This window comes from Ferrigenium sp. UT5 (assembly GCF_045866295.1).
In the GTDB taxonomy this organism is placed as follows: Bacteria; Pseudomonadota; Gammaproteobacteria; order Burkholderiales; family Gallionellaceae; genus Sideroxyarcus.
This window is the reverse complement of the sequence record NZ_BAAFRY010000054.1, coordinates 1-1,691: the sequence shown is the minus strand read 5'-3', so window position 1 is coordinate 1,691 and position 1,691 is coordinate 1. Positions and strand designations below refer to the sequence as shown.

2 protein-coding genes are annotated in these 1,691 nt (G+C 48.0%); one reads left to right on the top strand and one right to left on the bottom strand.

Features of this window, described 5'->3' with window-relative positions; all coding sequences use genetic code 11:
* Positions 1–1,023 precede the first annotated feature (1,023 nt).
* Positions 1,024–1,422, top strand: coding sequence for a type II toxin-antitoxin system VapC family toxin (locus tag ACKTSJ_RS11070; protein WP_407900216.1), 399 nt, complete (start codon positions 1,024–1,026; stop codon positions 1,420–1,422).
* Here the strand turns inward: ACKTSJ_RS11070 and ACKTSJ_RS11065 are convergent.
* Positions 1,401–1,691 (bottom strand): hypothetical protein (locus ACKTSJ_RS11065; RefSeq protein WP_407900214.1); only part of this gene is annotated, 291 nt, incomplete at its 5' end. The two genes, ACKTSJ_RS11070 and ACKTSJ_RS11065, sit on opposite strands and share 22 nt — an antisense overlap.

Sequence of the window (1,691 nt, the reverse complement as noted above, 5' to 3'; positions counted from 1 at the left end):
CCATTCTGTACGATGATCGCTTTATCCGTTCGATCCAGTAAAATGCATTCCGGCGAACCTGATGTGGGCACGTCTCAACCCGCCTCAAACACAAAAATCCTGACACTCCCAAGGAGCTGGATATCAAGTAAATAATCCAAGCCATATTTGCATCGATTCCGCTAATCAGCTTATTGAATTTAAAAAAAATATGAAGGAAAAAGGAGTTTCAGTATATTTTTCTAACACGCTCTATATTGCATACCAATACGACAAGGTAGAGTTACTAAAAAGTGAAATTTCCTTTTTAAATGAATTCCAACAAGTTGGATGCTTCATAGACAAAAGAGAAGATTTCGTCCTTGATCGAAAATATTTTTTCAATACTAATCTGCATTTGAATGCCGAAGGAAGGGCAATTAGAACTAGATTACTTATTGATTCTATTCGCAATAGTGTGCTTTCAGGTAAATGCGATAAATTGACGTAAAGTACGTCGGGTTACGGTGCAAAACGCGCCTAACCCGACCTACGAATAAGTCAAAACATCGAATCCCACCTCGCCCGCATTCGCGCCGACCGCGAGCGTTATCGCCAAACCCATCCCGAAGATGTCGCGGAAATCGAAGCCATGGCGCGCGAAGTGGCTAAAACCAAGCATTGTGCTACTCTTATCCAGCCGTAGTGGCTAGGTTCGGTGACGGTAAAACGGGGCTAACCCAACCTTGTAATTTCTCCGGCATAGGCGAGGAGTTATCTGCGTACACTACTTGAAAACGTACATCGCAATGCATATGATGTACGCACGTCAATATTAGGGAAAATCATGTCAACTCACCTCACTGCCACTCGGCTAAGAACTGAACTCTTCAGCACACTCGATCATGTCCTTGCTACGGGTGAGCCCGTTGAAATTAGGCGCCCCGGTGGGTCGGTGCGCATCGTCCGCGATGTATCAACCCAGCGGCTTGCATCGCTCACACCGCATCCGAACACCATCAACGGTAACGCGGAAGAACTCGCCAGTCTGTCTTGGGAACACGCTTGGAAACCCAAGTTGTGAAGCGGCTTTATCTCGACACTCATATTCTGGTCTGGCTTTATCAGGATGGCGTAACACGACTGACATCTCAAGCGACACAAGCCATCGAAACGGCGGAACAATTGCTGATTTCTCCCATGGTAGAACTTGAGCTTACCTATCTGCACGAAATTTCCCGCATCAACTGCACCGCATTTACCATTCTGGATGGCTTGCGGCGCGACATTGGTTTAGAGACTTGCCCGCAACCCTTTGCTGCGGTTATCGGCACAGCTCTCAAGCTCGATTGGACACGTGACCCATTTGACCGAATCATCGTAGCCCAAGCCGCTCACCGAGAGTCGCCATTGTTGAGCGCAGACCAGAACATCATCAAACATTACGCGGCAGCGGTCTGGTAGTTGATCGCCACGTTATAATGCGCGCCACTTTTACTGTCACCCTCTAGGAAACCACCATGCCACAATTGCAAGCCATTATCGAAGAAACGTTTTGAACGCCGTGCCAACATCACGCCGCGCAATGTGGACGCGCAGCTGACGGCTGCACTCGACACTGGGTTAGTGCAACATTGTTTCTGTAAATTCCGAACCCGGCCTGGCGAACGGGTTTGCAAGTAAAAATCCTTGAGGGTTATTCTAACCACAACCCCGAAGGAGAAGCACCATGG